Annotated in this window: 18 protein-coding genes; 8 read left to right on the forward strand and 10 right to left on the reverse strand. The window is 73.1% G+C overall.

Going from position 1 to position 17,133, the window contains the following annotated elements; all coding sequences use genetic code 11:
• Positions 1 to 42: 42 nt before the first annotated feature.
• Positions 43 to 516 carry a thermonuclease family protein gene (locus tag VR894_RS09000; protein WP_324651046.1) on the forward strand — a complete coding sequence of 158 codons (474 nt, stop codon included), beginning with the start codon at positions 43 to 45 and terminating at the stop codon, positions 514 to 516.
• Positions 517 to 619: 103 nt separating this feature from the next.
• Positions 620 to 1,957, forward strand: a complete 1,338-nt coding sequence (locus tag VR894_RS09005; protein ID WP_324651047.1) for an amidohydrolase — start codon at positions 620 to 622, stop codon at positions 1,955 to 1,957.
• Positions 1,958 to 2,058: 101 nt separating this feature from the next.
• Here the strand turns inward: VR894_RS09005 and VR894_RS09010 are convergent, their stop codons facing one another.
• The 7 genes from VR894_RS09010 to VR894_RS09040 form a co-directional block, all read right to left on the reverse strand.
• Positions 2,059 to 3,093, reverse strand: a complete 1,035-nt coding sequence (locus VR894_RS09010) for an NAD(P)-dependent alcohol dehydrogenase (protein WP_324651048.1) — start codon at positions 3,091 to 3,093, stop codon at positions 2,059 to 2,061.
• Between the two features lie 94 nt (positions 3,094 to 3,187).
• On the reverse strand, positions 3,188 to 3,499 hold the full coding sequence (locus VR894_RS09015) for an MTH1187 family thiamine-binding protein (protein ID WP_324651049.1): 312 nt from the start codon (positions 3,497 to 3,499) through the stop codon (positions 3,188 to 3,190).
• A 52-nt stretch (positions 3,500 to 3,551) separates the two neighbouring features.
• Complete coding sequence (locus VR894_RS09020) at positions 3,552 to 5,195, reverse strand: DASS family sodium-coupled anion symporter (protein WP_324651050.1); 1,644 nt, start codon at positions 5,193 to 5,195, stop codon at positions 3,552 to 3,554.
• Between the two features lie 80 nt (positions 5,196 to 5,275).
• The gene (locus VR894_RS09025; RefSeq protein WP_324651051.1) at positions 5,276 to 5,920 is read right to left on the reverse strand and encodes a nucleoside/nucleotide kinase family protein; all 645 of its coding nucleotides are present in this window, start codon (positions 5,918 to 5,920) and stop codon (positions 5,276 to 5,278) included.
• The gene (locus tag VR894_RS09030) at positions 5,917 to 6,693 is read right to left on the reverse strand and encodes an ATP-binding cassette domain-containing protein (RefSeq protein ID WP_324651052.1); all 777 of its coding nucleotides are present in this window, start codon (positions 6,691 to 6,693) and stop codon (positions 5,917 to 5,919) included. The genes VR894_RS09025 and VR894_RS09030 overlap by 4 nt, the downstream gene beginning before the upstream one ends.
• A complete protein-coding gene (locus VR894_RS09035; protein WP_324651053.1) occupies positions 6,690 to 7,700 on the reverse strand; it encodes an ABC transporter permease in 1,011 nt (336 codons plus the stop codon). The genes VR894_RS09030 and VR894_RS09035 overlap by 4 nt, the downstream gene beginning before the upstream one ends.
• 29 nt (positions 7,701 to 7,729) lie before the next feature.
• Complete coding sequence (locus VR894_RS09040) at positions 7,730 to 8,791, reverse strand: substrate-binding domain-containing protein (RefSeq protein ID WP_324651054.1); 1,062 nt, start codon at positions 8,789 to 8,791, stop codon at positions 7,730 to 7,732.
• A 126-nt stretch (positions 8,792 to 8,917) separates the two neighbouring features.
• On the opposite strand from VR894_RS09040, the gene VR894_RS09045 reads away from it, so the two are divergent.
• Entirely contained in the window at positions 8,918 to 9,943 is a 1,026-nt protein-coding gene (locus tag VR894_RS09045; RefSeq protein WP_324651055.1) for a LacI family DNA-binding transcriptional regulator, read from the forward strand.
• Between the two features lie 64 nt (positions 9,944 to 10,007).
• Complete coding sequence (locus VR894_RS09050) at positions 10,008 to 10,358, forward strand: MFS transporter (protein WP_324651056.1); 351 nt, start codon at positions 10,008 to 10,010, stop codon at positions 10,356 to 10,358.
• Between the two features lie 16 nt (positions 10,359 to 10,374).
• Here the strand turns inward: VR894_RS09050 and VR894_RS09055 are convergent, their stop codons facing one another.
• Together VR894_RS09055 and VR894_RS09060 are read right to left on the reverse strand one after the other, a co-directional pair.
• A complete protein-coding gene (locus VR894_RS09055) occupies positions 10,375 to 10,788 on the reverse strand; it encodes a DoxX family membrane protein (RefSeq protein ID WP_324651057.1) in 414 nt (137 codons plus the stop codon).
• A 40-nt stretch (positions 10,789 to 10,828) separates the two neighbouring features.
• Positions 10,829 to 11,263: a nitroreductase family deazaflavin-dependent oxidoreductase gene (locus tag VR894_RS09060; protein WP_324651058.1), complete on the reverse strand. Its 435-nt coding sequence runs from the start codon at positions 11,261 to 11,263 to the stop codon at positions 10,829 to 10,831.
• A gap of 95 nt (positions 11,264 to 11,358) precedes the next feature.
• Between VR894_RS09060 and VR894_RS09065 the strand changes: the two genes are divergently transcribed.
• From VR894_RS09065 to VR894_RS09080, 4 genes are all read left to right on the forward strand, one after another.
• Positions 11,359 to 11,757 carry a VOC family protein gene (locus VR894_RS09065; protein WP_324651059.1) on the forward strand — a complete coding sequence of 133 codons (399 nt, stop codon included), beginning with the start codon at positions 11,359 to 11,361 and terminating at the stop codon, positions 11,755 to 11,757.
• Between the two features lie 50 nt (positions 11,758 to 11,807).
• Positions 11,808 to 12,992: a winged helix DNA-binding domain-containing protein gene (locus VR894_RS09070; RefSeq protein WP_324651060.1), complete on the forward strand. Its 1,185-nt coding sequence runs from the start codon at positions 11,808 to 11,810 to the stop codon at positions 12,990 to 12,992.
• Between the two features lie 62 nt (positions 12,993 to 13,054).
• Positions 13,055 to 14,437 carry an MFS transporter gene (locus VR894_RS09075; protein WP_324651061.1) on the forward strand — a complete coding sequence of 461 codons (1,383 nt, stop codon included), beginning with the start codon at positions 13,055 to 13,057 and terminating at the stop codon, positions 14,435 to 14,437.
• A gap of 40 nt (positions 14,438 to 14,477) precedes the next feature.
• A complete protein-coding gene (locus VR894_RS09080; protein ID WP_416380831.1) occupies positions 14,478 to 15,260 on the forward strand; it encodes a DinB family protein in 783 nt (260 codons plus the stop codon).
• A 6-nt stretch (positions 15,261 to 15,266) separates the two neighbouring features.
• Here the strand turns inward: VR894_RS09080 and VR894_RS09085 are convergent, their stop codons facing one another.
• On the reverse strand, positions 15,267 to 16,697 hold the full coding sequence (locus VR894_RS09085; protein ID WP_324651063.1) for a glucose-6-phosphate dehydrogenase: 1,431 nt from the start codon (positions 16,695 to 16,697) through the stop codon (positions 15,267 to 15,269).
• Between the last annotated feature and the right edge of the window lie 436 nt (positions 16,698 to 17,133).

A 17,133-nucleotide genomic window follows, 5' to 3' on the forward strand; every position in this document is an offset into this window, starting at 1 on the left:
CCTCGGGGCCGCCGCCCGCTGAGCGCCGTGGGCCGCGGCGCGGTGACGCTCGTCGTCCTCCTCCTCGGGGTCGGGGGCTGCGCGGCGGCGGGCGAGGACGGCAGTGGCCGACGCGTCACGGTGACGGAGGTCGTCGACGGGGACACGATCCGGGTGGCGCTCGACGGTGACGAGGTCCCGGTGCGGCTGCTCAACATCGACACCCCCGAGACCGACGGGCCCTACACGGAGGCGGAGTGTCTCGGCGCGGAGGCGGCCGCGTTCCTCGCCGACCTGCTGCCGGCCGGTACCGAGGTCCGGCTGGCGCAGGACGTCGAGCCGCAGGACCAGTACGGGCGGCAGCTCGCCGGCGTCTACCTCGAGGACCTCCTCGTCAACGCCGAGGTCGCCCGGCAGGGTCTGGGTGTGCCCGTCCTCGTCGAGCCGAACGACCGGTTCCACGCGGAGGTCGTCGCCGCCCACGACGAGGCGCGGGACGCGGGCCGCGGGCTGTACGACCCGTCGAACGGCTGCTGAGCGCGGAGGTCACATCTCGCGTCGCTCGCCGACGACCCCGAGCTGCGAGACACGCGCCCGCCCCGTCCCGGGGACCTCCGGCGTCATCTGCGACATTGGCGCCATGCGTCCCTCCGAGCCCTTCCAGCCGAGCACGGCGTACCTGACGCACCTCGCGGGCGAGACCGCCGGGCGGCTGAGCCGGGCCACGGTCACGGACTCGCCCTACGCCGGCGCGCCTCCCCCGCTGGCCGACGCCGTCGAGGCGGCGGCGACGGAGCTGGCCGGAGAGCTCGACGACGTGGTCGCCCGGCTGCACGAGCACCCGGAGACCGCCTACGAGGAGCACCGCAGCGTGGCCACCCTCGTCGAGCTGCTCGCGCGGCACGGGATCGCCGCGGAGACCGGCGTCCACGGCGTCGACACCGCGTTCCGCGCCGAGGTCAGCGGTCGCCGGGACGGCCCGACGATCGCCGTCCTGGCCGAGTACGACGCCCTGCCCGGGCTCGGCCACGCCTGCGGTCACAACGTCATCGCGGCGGCCGCCGTCGGCGCCTTCCTCGCCCTGGCCGGCACCGTCGCGCGCGACCCCGACGCCGTCGCGGGGCGCGTCGTCCTCCTCGGCACGCCCGCGGAGGAGGGGCACTCCGGCAAGGAGGTGCTCGCACGCAACGGCGCCCTCGACGGCGTGGACGCGGCGATCATGGTCCACCCCTACGGCTACGACCTCGCCGACCAGGTGTGGCTCGGGCGGCGGCTGCTGCGCTGGACCTTCACCGGCGTCTCGGCCCACGCCTCCGCCCAGCCCTTCATGGGCCGCAACGCGCTCGACGCCGCGACCCTCGCCTACCAGGGTGTCGGGCTGCTCCGGCAGCAGCTGCCGCCCGTCGACAGGGTCCACGCCGTCATCGTCGAGGGCGGGACCCGTCCGAGCATCATCACCGAGCGGTCGGTCGTCCAGCTCTACGCCCGGTCGAAGTACCCGCAGACCCTCAAGGACCTCAGCCGACGCCTCGACGACGTCGCCGCCGGCGCGGCCCTCATGACGGGCACCCGGGTGGAGATCGACTGGGACCAGCACCCTCCCTCGCTGCCGGTCCGCACGAACGACGCGCTGACCGGGCGCTGGGTGCGGGCCCAGCGGCGTCGCGGTCGCGATCCGCTGCCCGCGGGTGTCGTCCCCGAGACGATCGCCGCCTCGACCGACTTCGGCAACGTCAGCTACCGCATCCCCGGCATCCACCCGCTCCTGCGGATCGCGCCGCCGGACGTCGCGCTGCACACCGCGGAGTTCGCCGCGGCCGCCGCCGGACCGGCCGCCCGCACCGGCGCGCTCGACGGCGCCGTGGGGCTGGCGCTCACCGCGCTGGACTACCTCTGCGACGCGGAGCTGCGCGACGCCGTCGACGCGGAGTTCGCCGCGCAGGGCGGGCCGCTGGACGTCCCGCACTACTTCGACTGAGCGGCGCACGTGCGAGGCCGCCGGACCGGGGCCCGGTCCGGCGGCCTGCCGCACCCGGCGCGAGCGGGAGGACGGTCGCCCTCGTCCTCCCACCCGCGCCCTTACGGGACGATGACGGCGCGCCCGCGCAGGGTGCCGTCGTGCAGCTTCTCGTAGGCCTTCGGCGCGTCGTCGAGGGAGAAGACCTCGGTCTCGACGTGGACCGCCCCGGATCGCGCGAGCTCGAGCACCTCGAAGAGCTCGTGGCGGTAGCCCCAGTACGGTGCGTGCACCCGGGACTCGTAGGGCCGGTCGAGCATGCCGACGGGCAGCGAGCCGCTGCCCACTCCGACGAGCACCTGGTCGCCTCCCACGGCGATCATCTTGGCACCGAGCTCCATCGTCGGCTGGGCCCCGACGAAGTCGAGGACCGCCCTCGCCCCGAGCCCGCCGCTGAGCTCGCGGACCTTGGCCACGGCGTCCTCGTCGGAGAGGAAGGCGTGGTGCGCGCCGACGTCCTTGGCGAGGTCCAGCTTGTCCTCGGCGAGGTCGAGCGCGACGACGGTGGCCGGGCTGAGGGCGCGCAGGATCTGGATCCCGACGTGGCCGAGTCCACCGGCGCCGATCACCACCGCGACGGAGCCCGGCACGAGCTTCGGCAGCGAGCCGACGATCGCGTGGTACGGCGTGAGGCCGGCGTCGGTGAGCGAGACGTTCTGGACCGGGTCGAGGTCGCCGAGCGGCACGAGGTGGCGTGCGTTGTCGACGATCATGTACTCGGCCATCGCACCGGGGGCGCCGAGGCCCGGCGGTGCGATGCCGAGCTCGGCGGCGCGCTCGCAGTAGTTCTCCTTGCCCTGGGCGCACATGTAGCAGTGACCGCAGCCCCACGGTCCGTAGACCGCGACGGACGTACCCACATCGAGGCCGGTGACGCCCTCACCGAGCTTGTCGACGACGCCCGCGCCCTCGTGGCCGAGAGTGAGGGGCAGCCCGTAGATGTACTGGTCCTCGGGCAGGCTCATGATGAACGAGTCGGAGTGACACACCCCGGCGGCGGTGACCTTGAGCCGCACCTGGCCGGGTCCCGGCTCGGGGGTGTCGATCTCGACGACCTCCGGTGCTGCGCCGATCGTGCGGTACTGCAGTGCCTTCATCCTCAACCTCCTTGGTGGCCGGCTGGTGGAGCCGGGCTTCCCGGCAGCGTCTCAGTCCCGGGCCAGTCCGGCACGGGCGGAAGGTCCCTGGCGCTCAGCCCTGCGCCGTGCCCAGGTGCTCCTCGACCCGCTCGACCTTCTCGCTGAGCTGGTTCTCGTACCCGGGCCGGAGGTCGGCCTTGAGGACGAGGCTGACCCGCGGGCCGAACCGGGCGACGGCGTCGCAGGCCCGCTTGATCACGGGCATGACCTCGTCCCACTCCCCCTCGATGGTGGTGAACATCGAGGTGGTCTCGTGGGGCAGCCCGGACTCGCGGACCACGCGCACGGCGGCGGCGACCGCCTCGGAGACCGAGCCGTCCGGGCTGGTCGAGACTGCCGGGGCGACGGAGAAGGCGAAGAGCATGCGGCCCATGCTAGGTGCCGCCCGACGACGTCACCCGGCCCCGCCGTCGTCGTCAGTAGACGATCCCGAACACCCACACGAGGAGCGTCATGGCGGTGATCGTGATGAGCACGATGCCGATGAGGTTGAGCCAGATTCCGCCCCGCAGCATCTGCGGGATGGTGACGTAGCCGGAGCCGAAGGCGATGGCGTTGGGCGGGGTGGCGACCGGGAGCATGAACGCGCAGGTCGCAGCGATCGCGACCGGGATCGTGGCGAGCATGACCGGCATGTCGATCCCGATGGCCAGCCCGCCCACCACCGGGAGGAACGTGGCGGCCGTCGCCGTGTTGCTCGTCAGCTCGGTGAGGAAGATGACCAGCGCGACGAGCACGACGACGACGAGCACGACCGGCGCACCACCGAGTGCCTCGGCCCGATCACCGATCCACGACGTCAGTCCGCTCGCCCCGAACTGCGAGGACAACGCCAGACCGCCGCCGAAGAGCAGCAGCACGCCCCAGGGCAGCTTGACGGCACTCTCCCAGTCGAGCAGCCGCACGCCTCGGCTGCTGCCGGAGGGCAGCAGGAACAGCAGCAGACCGACGACCATGGCGATGCCGGCGTCGGAGATGAAGGGCTCGTCGAAGATGAGCGGGATGGACACCCAGGACACGGCGGCGAGCACGAAGATCGCCAGCACCCGCTTCTCGCCGCTGGACATCGGCCCGAGCTTGGCGAGCTCCTCGGTCATGAGGTCGCGCCCGCCGGGGATCCGGTCGATCTCCGGCTTGAAGAGCACCTTGGTGAGCAGGAACCAGCAGATCGCGAGGAACACCACCGCCAGCGGGAGGCCGACGAGCATCCACTGGCCGAACCCGATCCGGATGTCGTGGTTGTCCGCGAGGTAGCCGACCAGCAGCGTGTTCGGCGGGGTGCCGATGATCGTGGACAGTGAGCCGATGGACGCGGCGTAGGCGATCCCGAGCATGAGCGCGGTGCCGAAGGTCGACTCGATGACGTGGTCCTTGACCTCGTCGGACTGCATGTCGACTCGCCCGTCGGCGCCCCTGGCCCCGGCCGGGACCTCGTCCTTGAGGTTGGCCACGAGGAGCAGCACGGAGACCCCGATGGGCAGCATCATGACCGCGGTGGCGGTGTTGGACACCCACATGGACAGGAACGCGGTGGCGACCATGAACCCGGCGACGACCATCGACGGGCTCGTGCCCATCGCACGGACGGTGACCAGTGCGATGCGCCGGTGCAGGTTCCACCGCTGCATGGCCAGGGCGAGCAGGAACCCGCCCATGAACAGGAAGATGATGTTGTTGCCGTAGGAGGCCCCGACCTGGTCGACGGTGACGGGGCTCGTGGAGCCGTCCTCCGCCGTCGTCTCGTTGAAGATGGGGAAGACGACGAGCGGGACGAGCGCCGTCGCCGGGATCGGGATCGCCTCCGTCATCCACCACAGGCCCATGAGCACGGCGGTGGCCGCGGTCACCTTGGCGGAGTGCGCGACGTCGGCGGGCATGAGGACGTACACGAGCAGCGCACCCGCCAGGCCGGCGGCGAGACCGATCAGGCGGTTGCGCCAGGTGGTGCGCTTGGGCGGCTCGGCGCGCTCCCCCGGTGACTTCTGCTCCACCTCCGCGCCGCGGTGCGGGTCCGGCTCGTAGCCGCGCAGGTGGTCGCCCGGAACGGTGGGTTGAGTCATCATCGGCCCCCTCGTCGATCGTGCTCGGGCTTACCGTAGCGTGTGACGGACGCCACAGGGTGACGGCGCTGCTGCGTGGCTCAGCGCGCCGCGATCACCAGGTCGGCACGCGACCGGGTCGCCACGATGACCTCGGCGTTGCGCTGGTCGGACCCGAGCGACCGCTCGCGGGCCACCTCCGGGGAGCGGCCGAAGCTCTCGTGCCGGGCGATGAGCCGACTGATGCGCAGCTCCTCGGGCGGCTCGACGTACCAGCACTCGTCCAGCAGCGGTCGCACCCCGGCCCAGTCACCGTCCGGCACGAGGAGGTAGTTGCCCTCGGTGACGACGAGCGGGACCGCACGCGGGACCGGCATGGCGCACCCGATCGGCTCCTCGATGGCGCGGTCGAAGACGGGCGCGTAGACGACCCGCTCGTCGGCGGCCCGGATCCGGCGCAGCAGCGCGACGTAGCCCAGCGCGTCGAAGGTGTCCGGCGCCCCCTTGCGGTCGTGCCGCCCGAGGCGGTGCAGCTCGGCCTCGGCGAGGTGGAAGCCGTCCATGCCGACGAGCCGCGCCTGCTCCCCCAGGGCGTCGACGAGGGCGTGGGCGAGCGTGGACTTGCCCGCTCCCGGCGCTCCGGTGATCCCGAGGACCCGCCGCCCGCCGCCGGCCGCCAGCGCCCTCGCCCGCTCGAGCAGGTCGGGGTCCAGGACGTCGGTGGGAGGTGGCTGCCCCCCGCTCACCCGGCGTCACCGGCCTCCACCGAGCGGGCGCCCGTCATGATCGCCACGACGTCGGCCATGGTGCTCTCGCGGGGGTCCACGACCGCCTCGCGACGGCCGAGCCGGTGGATGTGGATGCGGTCGGCGATCTCGAACACCTGCGGCATGTTATGGGAGATGAGCACCACCGGCAGCCCGCGGTCACGGATGCGCCGGATGAGGTCGAGCACCATCCCGGACTCGCGCACGCCGAGGGCGGCGGTCGGCTCGTCCATGATGACGAGCCGCGTGCCGAACGCGGCGGCCCTGGCCACGGCCACGCTCTGCCGCTGGCCACCGGACAGCGTCTCCACCGGCTGCCGCACGTCGGGGATGCGCACCCCGAGGGCGTCCAGCTGGCGGCGCGCCTCGGTGCGCATCGCGCCGGCGTCGAGCATGCGGAAGAGCCGGCCACCGATGCCCGAGCGGCGGATCTCCCTCCCGAGGAACAGGTTGGAGGCGATGTCGAGGGCGGGCGCGACGGCGAGGTCCTGGTAGACGGTCTCGATGCCGCGGGCACGTGCCTCGAGCGGTGACCGGAAGCTCACCGTCTCACCGTTCATGCGGATCTCGCCGGCGTCCGGCACGACGGCGCCGGAGAGCGCCTTGATGAGGGTCGACTTGCCGGCCCCGTTGTCGCCGACGACGGCGAGGACCTCGCCCTCGTACAGCTCGAAGTCCGCGTCCTGCATGGCGCGCACGTGCCCGTAGGACTTCGACAGCCCGCGCGCCACGAGCACCGGCTCCGCGCTCATCGTGCCGCCCTCCTGCGGGAGACCTGGTCGAGGGAGACGGCCACGATGACGAGCACACCCGTGGCGACGTCCTGGTAGAGGTTGTCGATGCCCGCCTGGGTCAGGCCCGACCGGAGCACGCCGACGACGAGCGTGCCGATGAGCGTGCCCACGACGCTGCCCCTGCCCCCGAAGAGGCTGGTGCCGCCGATGACCACGGCGGTGATGCTGTCGAGGTTGGCCATCTGGTAGGCGTTCGGGTCGGCGTTCGGGATGCGCCCGAGCGCCTGCCACGCCGCGAGGCCGTAGAGCGCACCGGCGGCCACGTAGACCGACAGCACCGTGCGGCTGGTCTTGATCCCGGTGAGGCGGGCGGCCTCGGGCGCGTTCCCGACGGCGTAGACGTGGCGCCCCCAGGCCGTGCGGCTCAGCGCGAACCAGAACACCGCGAAGATGCCGAGCAGCAGGAACGTGCCCCAGGTGATCCGCACCCCGCCGACGGTCATGCCGTCCCCCCAGAACCGGAGCAGACCGTCCTGGACCGGGTAGCTGCGGGACTCGGCGTACAGGCGCGCGAGCGCGAACGTCACGGTGAGCATGCCGAGGGTGACGATGAACGGTGGCAGCCCGAGCCGGGTGACGAGCAGGCCGCTGATGGTGCCCAGGACGACCGTGATGAGGATCCCGAGCAGGAGGGCCGTGAGCGGGTCTCCCCCGCCGACCACGTGCTTGGCCATGACGATCGTCCCCAGCACCGCGATGGCGCCGTTGGCCAGGTCGATGCCCGCGGTGAGGATGATGAGCGTCTGCCCCAGGGCCAGGGTCCCGATGACGATGGACTGCTGGAGGATGAGTGAGGCGTTGCCGACCGTCGCGAAGGTGTCGGTGGTCAGGGTGAAGACGACGACGGCGATGACGAGCGCCCCGAGGGGCCCGATGACGGGGTTGCGGATCGCGCGGCCGAGCTGTTCGCTGCGCACGACGCGCGCCGGCGGTTCGGGATCGGTGGCGGCTGCGGTGTGTGTCATGGTGCTCCCCGGCGCTCGGGTCGGACGCCTCAGCCCCAGCAGTTCTCCAGACCCCACTCGGTGGTCTCGGACTCGATCCCCTCGACGGGGTCGTCGGTGATGACCACGCTCCCGGTGTCGGTGAACCCGGACGGCGCCGCGCCGCCCCCTGCGGCCTCGATGACGGCGTCCATGCCCTGCCGCACCATCTCCGCGGGGAACTGCATGACCGTTGCGGCGTACTTCCCGTCGGCGACGTCCTGCACGCCCTGGCAGCCGCCGTCGATGGAGCCGATGACCACCTGGTCCGCGATGCCCTGCGCCTCGAGCGCCGCGTAGCCGCCGCGGGCCGCCGGCTCGTTGATCGTGTAGACGGCGTTGACGTCGGGGTTGCGCTGGAGGAGGTTCTCCATCGCGGTCTGCGCGTTGTTCTGGTCTCCCTGGGTGTTCTCCATGCCCAGGATGGCCGGGTCCCCCTCCTCGATGCCGAAGCCCTCGAGGAAGCCGTCGTGGCGGAAGGTGTCGACCGTGCCGCCGGCGGTGCCGTCGAGCATGATGAGCGCCGGCTCCTCGTCACCGAGCGCCGCGCGCACGTACTGCCCCTGGAGGCGCCCGGCCTCGAGGTTGTCGGTGGCGAAGGTGGCGTCGACCGCGTCCTCGGGGTCGGTGGCCGTGTCGAGCGCGATGACGACGATCCCCTGGGCGCGCGCCTGCTCGATCGCCCCGAGCAGCCCCGAGGAGTTGTTCGGCGTGATGAGGATGCCGTCGACGCCCTGGGCGATGAGGTCCTCCATGGCCTGGACCTGGCCCTCGTTGTCACCGTCGAAGGCGCCGGCCAGGGCGGTCAGCTCGACCCCCTGCTCGTCCGCGTACTCGGCGGCGACCTCACGCATCGTGACGAAGAACGGGTTGGTCTCGGTCTTGGTCACCAGACCGATGCTGACGTCGCCGCCGCCGTCACCGCCCGTGGCTCCGGCGGTCCCGGCGTCGTCCCCCGGCTCCGCGTCCGAGCCGCAGGCCGCGGCCGCGAGCAGGACCCCCGAGGTGATGACGGCCAGTGCCGCACGTCGCCTGGGTCCCGCTGCTCCTGTCGTCGGTCGGTTCGTGTTCACGGCACGCTCCCTCGCGTTCGGTGTGTCCTGCGTCACAACGACGTGGCCCGAGTGAACCAGTGCCGACGGGTCGGACGCAAGCGTTTACGTGTAACGTTTGCGTCGCTCGACGAGGAACGGGGCAGCGTGGTCACCATCACGGACGTGGCGCGTCGCGCGGGCGTGTCCACCGCGACCGTCTCCCACGTCCTCAACAGCACCCGGTTCGTCGCGGAGCCCACCCGCCGGCGGGTGCTCGCCGCCGTCGACGAGCTCGACTACGTCCCCAACGACCAGGCCCGCTCGCTGGTGCGGGCCCGCAGCCAGCGGATCGGCGTCGCGATCTCGGCGATGACCAACCTGTACTTCGGCGAGGTGGTGCACGCCATCGAGGCAGCGGCGTCGGCGGCCGGCTACACCCTGATCCTGGCGGACACCCACGAGGACCCGAGCACCGAGCAGCAGGTCGTCACGGCGCTGCGCGGGTACCAGCTCGACGGGCTGCTGCTCGCGCCGTCGAGCGGAGCCGGGCCGCTGCTCGACCGCCTGGCGCGCACCTCGCTGCCCACGGTGCTCGTCGACCGTGCACCCGACCCCCGCTTCGACTCGGTGTGCACCGAGAACGTCGAGCCGATGGCCGAGCTCGTCGAGCACCTGGCGCGCACCGGGCACCGCCGCATCGCCATGGTCTCGGGGATGGCAGGGCTGACGACGACGGACGAGCGGGTCACCGGCTACCGGACCGGGCTCGAGCGTGCCGGGCTCGCGTTCGACCAGGGGCTCGTCGTCGACGGCGGCTCGGACGCCGTGCGGACCTACGACGTCGTCGCGGGTCTGCTCGACCGGTCGCAGCCACCCACGGCGATCGTCGCGGCGCAGAACGCCATGGTCATCGGGACGATGCGTCAGCTCCGCGACCGCGGCCTCGCCGTGCCCGCCGACCTCGCACTCGTCGGCTTCGACGACTTCGAGTGGGCCGACGTGTTCTCCCCCCGCCTCACCACCGTGGCGCAGGACGCCGAGCGGATCGGCAGCGAGGCCGTCGCGCTGCTCCTCGACCGGGTCGCCGGCGCCGGCCGCGCCCCTCGTGCGGTCCGGGTCCCGGCACGCGTGCGGCACCGCGACTCGTGCGGGTGCGGCTTGGTGTGGCCCGGGTCGTCGCTGCCCGGGTAGCCGCCCACGCGGGTAGGTCCGCAGCGTCGACGGTGCGCCGGGCACCCCGGCCTACAGTGACGGCGTGCCCGTCGACCCGTCGCCCGCCCTCGCGGGTCTGCGTCCGCACGACCGTCAGTACCGACGCGCCCTGCTCGCGCTCGTCGCCACCGGCATGGCCGCCTTCGCGATGGTCTACGTCGTCCAGCCGCTCCTCCCGCTGGTCTCGGCCGAGCTCGACGTCAACGCGACGCGGGCGAGCCTGCTCGTGTCGGTCCTCACGCTCGCCATCGCCGTCGCGGTCCTGCCGCTGGCACGGCTCTCGGAGCGGCTGGGCCGTGGACGGACGATGGTGCTCGGGCTGGGTGCCGCCGTCGTGCTGCTCGGGCTGGCCGCCGTCGTCGGCGCCGGTCTCCCGCGGCGCGCCGGGCGGTAGGCACGCTCACTGCCGGTCAGGCGTCGGGACGCTCCACGCGCTCCCGACGGCGCAGGTGACCGCCGCCATAGAGCGCCCACAGGATGAGCAGCGGCTGGAAGAACAGCCGGCCGAGGCGCTTCGCGTCGGTGTCCAGACCGAAGCCGTCCTTGCCCTCGAGGTACTGGGCGACGTTCCCCGGGAAGATCACGACGAAGAAGACGGCGAGCACCGCCCCGACGACCCGCTTGTGGCGGGGCAGGGCGACGAACGCGGCCCCGAGAGCGATCTCGACGACGCCGGAGGCGAGCACGGTGAGGTCCTTGTCCACCGGGAACCAGCTCGGGACCTGCGCCTGGAACTCCTCCCGCTGGACGGTGAGATGGCCGGTGCCGGCGGCGACCATCGCGAGACCGAGGGCCAGCCGGGCGGCGGTGCGGAGCGTCGACATCGCCCGAGCCTACGGCGGGCCACCCCGGACCGCCCGCGAGTCAGCTCCGCTCGAGCACGAGCACCGGGATGACCCGGTCGGTCCGCTGCTGGTAGTCGGCGTAGGGCGGGAACGCGGCGACGGCGCGCTGCCACCACAGCTCACGCTCCTCGCCCGTGACCTCGCGGGCGACCATGTCCCACCTCGCGGCGCCGTCCTGGAGCTCGACCCGGGGGTTCGCGAGGAGGTTGTGGTACCAGACCGGGTGCTCGGGAGCGCCGCCGAGCGAGGCGACGACGGCGTACACGCCGTCGTGCTCGACCCGCATGAGGGGGGTCTTGCGGAGCTTGCCCGTCCGTGCGCCCAGGTGGGTGAGGACGACCACCGGCCTGCCGCCCAGCGTGGCGCCCCGCTCACCGCCGGTGCGCTCGTACAGCGCGACCTGGTCGCGCGCACGCTTGCTCGGACTCGGGACGTACTCCCCCTCAAGTGGCATGGCACCCGTTCTACACCAGGGCGGTGACACGGCGCGCGGGAGATTGCGGCCCGCCGTCGCGACCACTTCCGTCCCCGGCGCCGGTCAGTACCGGCATGGCTACCTCACTGTTCACCGACACCGCCTACTCCGGCTTCTCCGTCGACGACGCCGACCGCGCCCGAGCGTTCTACCAGGACGTCCTCGGCCTCACCGTGACGGACACCGGGCAGCCCGGCGTCCTGTTCGTCGACCTCCCGGGCGGCGCGCAGGTGCTCGCCTACGCGAAGGACGACCACCAGCCGGCCACCTTCACCGTCCTCAACTTCCCCGTGCCCGATGTCGAGGCCGCCGTCGCCGAGCTGGGCCGGCGCGGCGTCACCTTCGAGCACTACGCCGGGACTCCGCTGGAGACCGACGAGCAGGGCATCTTCCGCGGCGGCGGCCCGCTCATCGCCTGGTTCACCGACCCGGCCGGCAACGTCATGTCGGTGCTCGAGGACCCGGAGCGCTAGCTCGCGACACTCAGGCGCCAGGCACGAGGGGAGGGGCATAGTGGACCCCCATGCGCCACATCGACGACACCGAGCGCCGAAGCAGGCTCGCTGTCCGCCACGGGCTCCACCCCGCCCACCGCCTCACCGACCCCGTCGCGGTGACCCATGCGATGACGGTGCTGCACGCCACCGAGCCGGCGACGGTGCACCTGGCCGTCCGCGCCAGGGCCGACGGCGTCTCCCCGGAGTCCGTCGACCGGGCACTCTACGAGGAGCGCAGCCTCGTCAAGCAGATCGCCATGCGCCGCACCCTCTTCGTCTTCCCCCGCGACCTGCTCCCCGCGGCACTCGGCAGCGCAGCCAGCCGGGTGGCCGCCGAGCAGCGGCGCATCATCGTCCGGGACGTGGAGAGGCACGGCGTCGCCGACGACGGCGGTGCCTGGGTCGACGCCGCGACCCGGGCCGTCATCGCCCACCTCGCCACCACCGGCCCGCTGGCCGCGCGCGAGCTGCGCGAGCAGGTCCCCGAGCTCACCGGCACCTTCACGGTGAGCCCCGGCAAGAAGTACGGCGGGACCTTCCAGATCGCCCCGCGCGTCCTCACCCTGCTCGGCGCCGAGGGCCGCATCGTCCGCGGCCCCAACGCCGGCCACTGGCGGCTCGGTCGCCCCACCTGGACGCTCATGGACTCGTGGCTCGGCGAGCAGCCCCGGCCGCTGCCCACCGAGGAGGGCTACGCCGAGCTCGTGCGCCGCTGGCTGCGCACCTTCGGGCCCGGCACGGTAGAGGACGTCCAGTGGTGGCTCGGGTCCACCAAGGGCGCGGTCCGGGCCGCCCTCGAGGCCGTCGCCGCCGTCGAGGTCGGGCTCGACCGTGGCCAGGTCGGCTGGGTGCTGCCTGACGACGTCGACCCGGTCGCCCCGCCCGAGCCGTGGGCGGCGCTGCTGCCCACCCTCGACCCGACGACGATGGGCTGGAAGGGCCGCGGCTTCTACCTCGACCCCGAGGACGTCCCCTACCTCTTCGACACGAACGGCAACGCCGGCACCACCGCCTGGTGGGACGGGCGCATCGTCGGCGCCTGGGTCCAGGACGACGACGCCGCGGTCCGGGTCGTCCTGCGGGCGGACGTCGGGGCAGCGGGCCGGGCCGCCCTCGACGCCGAGGCCACGCGGCTCACCGCCTGGCTGGACGGCGTGCGGATCGCCAACGTCTACAGCTCCGCGCTCATGAGGCAGGCGCGGCTGCCGTAGCGGAGCCGGCCGCGGCCGGTAAAGGCTCGCTCCGACGGCGCCGGAGGCGGGACCATGGTGCGGTGGAGGGTCTCCCGCTCCGGTCGCCCGGTGGTCGCTGGGTGGTGGTCGCCGCGACGCTGGCGTCGGCGATCGCCTTCCTCGACGGCACCGTCGTTAACGTCGCCCTGCGGCCGATCGCCCTCGACCTCGACGCGATGCTCGCCCACCTGCAGTGGGTGGTCAACGCCTACATGCTCGCGCTGGCCTCGCTCATCCTCGTCGGTGGCTCGCTCGGGGACCGCCTGGGCCGGCGACGGATCTTCGTCGTCGGGATCGCGTGGTTCGGTCTCGCCTCGGTCGCGTGCGGCTTCGCCCAGGGCATCGAGCAGCTCATCGTGGCCCGCGGGCTGCAGGGGATCGGCGGGGCGCTGCTCACCCCGGGCAGCCTCGCGCTCATCCAGTCCCTCATCGCCGAGGACGACCGCCCGCGGGCGATCGGCTACTGGTCGGCGTGGTCGGGGGTCGCCGGCGCGGTCGGGCCGCTGCTCGGTGGCTGGCTCGTCGAGACCCTGTCGTGGCGGTGGGTGTTCTTCATCAACGTGCCGGTCGCCGTCGTCGTCATCGCGATCGCGGTGCTGCGGGTGCCGGAGTCCGGTGGAGACGCGCGGGTCGGACGGTTCGACGTGCCCGGGGCCGCGCTCGGCGTCGTCGCCCTGGGCGGCATCACGGTCGCGCTCATCCAGGGCGGCTGGCTGCCCGCGGTGGTGGGGCTGGTGGCTGGGGCGGCGTTCGTCGTCGTGGAGGCGCGGACGCGCCACCCGATGCTGCCGCTCGAGGTCTTAGCCGACCGGACGTTCTCGGCCGTCAACGTCGCGACGTTCCTCATCTACGCGGCCCTCGGCGCGGTGATGTTCTTCCTGATCCTCCAGCTCCAGGTGGTGGCCGGGTACAGCCCGTTCGAGGCGGGTGCGGCGACGATCCCGTTCACGCTGCTCCTCCTGCTGTTCTCCCCGCGCGTGGGGACGCTGCTCGGTCGCACCGGCCCGCGAGTCCTCATGACGCTCGGTCCGGCGATCGCCGCCGGCGGTGCCGCGCTGCTCGTCGGCATCCCGCCGGGAGCGTCCTACGTGGCCGAGGTGCTGCCCGGCGTCCTCGTCTTCGGTGCGGGGATCACGCTCCTCGTCACGCCGCTGACGGCCACCGTGCTCGCCGCCGCCCCGAGCGAGCACGTGGGCCTGGCCAGCGGAGTGAACAACGCCGTCGCCCGGGCCGCGGGGCTGCTGTCCGTGGCCGCGCTGCCCGCGCTCGTCGGACTGACCGGTGAGGGCTCCCTCGCGCCGGAGGTGTACAGCGCCGGCTACGCGGAGGCGATGTGGTGGTGCACGGGCCTGCTGGTGCTGGGCGCCGCGGTGTCCTGGGTCTTCGTGCCGGGACGGCTCCGCAGCGAGGTGCGGCCCACGTAGGCCGCCGCGCCCCTCCCGCGAGCCCGCCGCCCGTGCCACGATGGTTCCCGTGGATGAGAGCCGGCCCGAGAGCCTGCGCGGGAGGACCTTCCGGGGCCGCGACCTCCGGGGTTCCCGGTTCGTGGCGTGCGACCTCACCGGTGTGGTCGTGCGCGGCAGCGAGGTCGCCGGGATGGAGGTTGACTCGCCGTGGCTGCTCGAGGGCGGCAGCCGGTTCCTCGTCAACGGTGTGGACGTCGTCCCGCTGGTCGACGCCGAGCTCGACCGCCGCTTCCCCGGGCGTGAGCTGCGCACGGCCGCCGACCCCGAGGGCCTGCGTGCCGCGTGGACGGCTCTGCAACGGACGTGGGCTGCCACCCTCGAGCGCGCCGCCGCGATGCCGGCGGGCACGGTGGACGCGTCCGTCGACGGGGAGTGGTCCTTCGCGCAGACCCTGCGCCACCTCGTCATGGCGACCGACACGTGGCTCGGCCGGGCGGTCCTCGAGCGCGAGCGCCCTTACCACCCGGCCGGCCTCGCCAACGACGACGGCGACACCGCCGCGTACGACGGGTCGGAGTTCTCCACCGTGGTGCCGTCCTGGGAGCAGGTCCTCGAGGCCCGGGGCGAGCGTCAGCTCATGGTGAGGGACGTCCTCACGACCGTCACCGCCGAGCAGCTCGCCGAGCCCAGGCGGAACCCGCACGCACCGGAGTACGAGGAGACGGTGCTCTCGTGCCTGCGCACGATCCTCGAGGAGGAGTGGGAGCACCACCGGTACGCCGTCCGCGACCTCGACGCCCTCGCCGCCCGCGCCGCTGCCGACCGCGACGCGCCGGACTGAGCCCGGTCAGGCGTGGTGCCCGGTGCCGTCCGACCCGGCCGGGTACTCCCCCAGCGGCACGCGTCCCTCGCGCCACGCCTCGAGCACCGGCGCCACGATCCGCCAGCACTCCTCGGCGACGTCCCCGCGCACCGACAGCAGCGGGTCGGCCTCCAGGACACCGGCGAGCACCTCGCCGTAGGCGGGCAGCTCCCCCTCACCGAAGCTGGTCGACATGACCACGCGGTCCAGCGTCCAGGGGTCGTCCGAACCGTTGACATCGAGCTCCAGGTCCAGACACTCCGGGCCGAGGCCGATCCGCAGCCGTGCCGGGTGTGACGTGCCCTGGAGCCCGACGGGCAGGTGGGGGACGCGCTTGAAGGTGACCAGCGCCTCCTTGCGGGTCGGGGAGATGCCCTTCGCCGAGCGCAGGGTGAACGGCACGCCCTTCCACCGCCAGCTGTCGATGAAGAAGGTCACCTCGGCCAGCGTCTCGGTCTCGCGCGACGGCTCGACGCCGGGCTCGTCGACGTAGGCGGGCAGCTCGCGGCGCTCGATGCTCCCGGCGCCGTACCGCGCACGCCTGCTGTGCCGCTCCGGGTCACCGGCCCGCGTCGCACGCAGCACCTCGGCGATGCGGTCCCGGACGTCACGCTCGCCCAGGGTGGCCGGCGGGTCCATGGTGATGAGGGCGAGCACGTGCAGGAGGTGGCTCTGGATCATGTCCCGCAGCGCGCCGGAGGTGTCGTAGTACCTGGCGCGGTCCTCGAGCCCGAGGCTCTCGTCGTAGACGATGTCGACGCGCTCGACGTGCGAGGCGTTCCACACCGGCTCGAAGATCCGGTTCGCGAACCGGAACCCGAGGATGTTGAGGACCGTGCTCTTGCCCAGGAAGTGGTCCACCCGGTGCACCTGCGTCTCGGGGACGAGCCGCTCGACGACCTCGTTGAGGCGGCGCGCGGAGTCCCCGTCCGTCCCGAACGGCTTCTCGATGATGAGCCGCGTGCCCCCGGGGAGGCCGATCTCCTCGAGGGCGAGGCACGCCTTCTCGGTCACGGCGGGCGGCAGCGCGAAGTAGATCGCCACCGGCCCCTCGCACTCCGCCAGCACGCGGCGCAGGTCCTCCGGCCGCGTGACGTCCGCCTGCCGGTAGACCGACTCGCGCTCCAGCCGTCGCAGGGTGGCTGCCCCGGGCTCCCCGTCGAGCTGTCTGAACCGTTCCCACGGCGCCATCTCGATGCTCGGCTCGACGGCGAACACCTCCCGCAGCCGTGCTCGCCACTGCTCGTCGTCCCAGTCGTCGACGCCCGAGCCGACGAGCCGCAGGTCCGGGGTACGCCCGGTGGCGAGAAGTCGCCCGAGGCCCGGGAGGAGGAGTCGACCGGCGAGGTCGCCGCTCCCACCGAGCACCAGCAGGGTGCGGGTCTCCTCGCCTGTCGACGGCGCCTGCTCAGCCATGGTTCTCCCTTCGACGGTCGGGGCGCCGTTTGGGCAGCCCCTCGCCAACATCATTCACCGCAACGCGGGAACGGACCCGTCCAGGCTCGCCGGGGCCGCAGCGGTCAGTCGGTCGCCTCCACCGCGGCCCGCACGACCTCCCGCCACACCGCCGTGATGCTTCCCGGCCGAGGCGACGCCTCCCCCGCACCCGAGTCGGCTCCGTCACCCGACGACGCCCGCAGCCGGCACGGTGCCGGCACGGGTGGGGCGTCGTCGTCGTGAGCCCTGACCAGCACGGGCCCGGGAACAGATCCGTGGCGGCCCCGGTTGAGACACGGCGCCGCCGCTCCGGCGGCGCGACCGGACCCGACGCCACACGGATGGACGGCGGACAATTCGCTCGCCAGCGGGCGGGGTGCCGACCGTAGACTCTCCGCCGGTGCGCGAGGTTGCC

The sequence above is a fragment of the Georgenia sp. H159 genome, from assembly GCF_035607575.1.
In the GTDB taxonomy this organism is placed as follows: Bacteria; Actinomycetota; Actinomycetes; order Actinomycetales; family Actinomycetaceae; genus Oceanitalea.